At 71.8% G+C, this 1,907-nt stretch carries 2 protein-coding genes; both read left to right on the forward strand.

Translation table 11 applies throughout. From position 1 onward, the window contains the following. The first annotated feature begins 330 nt into the window (after window positions 1-330). Window positions 331-1,143 carry a class I SAM-dependent methyltransferase gene (locus ACYVE7_RS33330; protein WP_460370472.1) on the forward strand — a complete coding sequence of 271 codons (813 nt, stop codon included), beginning with the start codon at window positions 331-333 and terminating at the stop codon, window positions 1,141-1,143. 26 nt (window positions 1,144-1,169) lie between these two features. Continuing rightward, window positions 1,170-1,907, forward strand: a 738-nt coding sequence (locus tag ACYVE7_RS33335) for an AfsR/SARP family transcriptional regulator (RefSeq protein ID WP_460370473.1), incomplete at its 3' end; no start/stop codon positions are given.

The raw sequence follows: 1,907 nt of genomic DNA on the forward strand, positions 1-1,907 counted from the left end.
GACGGCGGCCGCGGCCGCCGGGCTGACGGGCCGTGCCGGTCGCAGCGCCTCCGCGAGGTGTTCCGTCCGGCGCTGCAGGGCGCGCGTCGCTCGCTTCACCTGGCTCATCTTCCCTACCCCTCACTCGGCCGCATCGCGAAAGCGAACATATCGGCAGGTAGCAGGATCAAAACATAGAGAGGATCTTCTCTCATAGAATTCTCATGCAACCCAAAGGCTGATTCACGTGTCGGAAGCGAGCCGGACAGACGGTCGCGGCGCCGGAGAAATCTTGAGGTGCGCCTCGTCGTCACACGGGCCGTCACACGGCGGGCCTGTTCTCTTGTCGACATGACGAACATCGATTTCGAGACCATCAAGAAGGCACAGCGCGCCGGCTGGGAGACCGGCGACTACACGCGGGTGGGCAACACCCTGCAGATCATGGCGGAGCGGCTGGTGGAGTCCGCCGACATCCGGGCCGGCCAGCGCGTCCTGGACGTGGCCAGCGGGCAGGGCAACATCGCGATGGCCGCGGCCCGCCGCTTCGCCGAGGCGACCGGTGTGGACTACGCGCAGAACCTCCTGGCCAAGGGGCGCGAACGGGCCGCCGCCGAGGACCTGCCGGTGACCTTCCTGGAGGGCGACGCCGAAGCGCTGCCCGTCCCGGACGGCCACTACGACCTGACCGCGAGCACCGTCGGCGTGATGTTCGCACCCGACCACGAGCAGGCGGCGCGGGAACTCGTCCGGGTGACGGCCGTAGGAGGCCGGATCGCGCTCGCGAGCTGGACCCCGACCGGTATGATCGGCGCGATGTTCCGGACCGTCGCCCGCTGGGCGCCGCCGCCCGCCGGGGTCCGTCCCGCCACCCTCTGGGGCACGACCGACCATCTGACCGCGCTGTTCGGCGACTCCGTCGAATGGATCTCGGTCGTCGAGCGGCAGTACGTGTTCCGCTACCACTCCCCCGAGCACTTCTCGCAGTGGTTCCGGGAGCACTATGGCCCGATCACCCGGCTGTCGGGCACCCTGACAGAGGACGATCTGGCGAAGTTCGCCGACGAGCTCGCGGACGTGGCCCGCGAGTACAACAGGGCGGACGACGGCACGGTGGCCGCGCCCGCCGACTATCTGGAAGTGGTCGGCATCCGGCGGAGCTGACCGAACGACGGCGAGGGGGTGATCCCGTGGTGACGATCCGGCTGCTCGGGGCGCCCCGCGCCGAGGGCGCGGCGAAACAGCCGCGCGGCCGCAAGGCCTGGGCCGTCCTGGCCTACCTGCTGCTGACGGAGCGCCCGCCGGGCCGGGCGCGGCTCGCCGAACTGTTCTTCGGCGACGCCGACGACCCGCTCGGCGCGCTCCGCTGGACCCTGGCCGAGCTCCGCCGCTCGGTCGGTGTGGAGATCTCCGGCGATCCGGTGGCCGTCGCGGTGCCGGGCCAGGTCGACGTGCTCGAGGTCTGCGGTGGGCTCACCGATCCGGCGCCGCTGCTGACGGCCGACGGCGAGCTGTTGGAGGGGGTGCGGCTGGACTCCTGTCTGGAGTTCGAGTCATGGCTGGTGGTGGAGCGGAGCCGGGTGTCGGCGCTGATCGAGGCACGGCTGCGGCAGGCCGCCGCCACGATGCTCGCGCTCGGCCGCCCCGCCGACGCCGTGGAGTACGCGGGACGGGCCGTCGACCGAGGGCCCCTGGAGGAGAGCAACCACGAGCTGCTGGTGCGGTGCCTGACCGCGTCGGGCGACCGGAAGGCGGCCGCCCGGCAGGTCGGGATCTGCACCGATCTGTTCCGGCGGGAGCTGGGGGTCGAACCGTCGGAGGCGTTGCGTGAGGCGGCCGGGTCGGCTCCCGGGTCGGCGGTGGCGATGCCGTTCGCGGGACGGGCTGCGGCCGTCAGCCAGCTCGAGGCGGGCCGGGCGGCGATCGTC

Source organism: Actinocorallia lasiicapitis, from assembly GCF_054778695.1.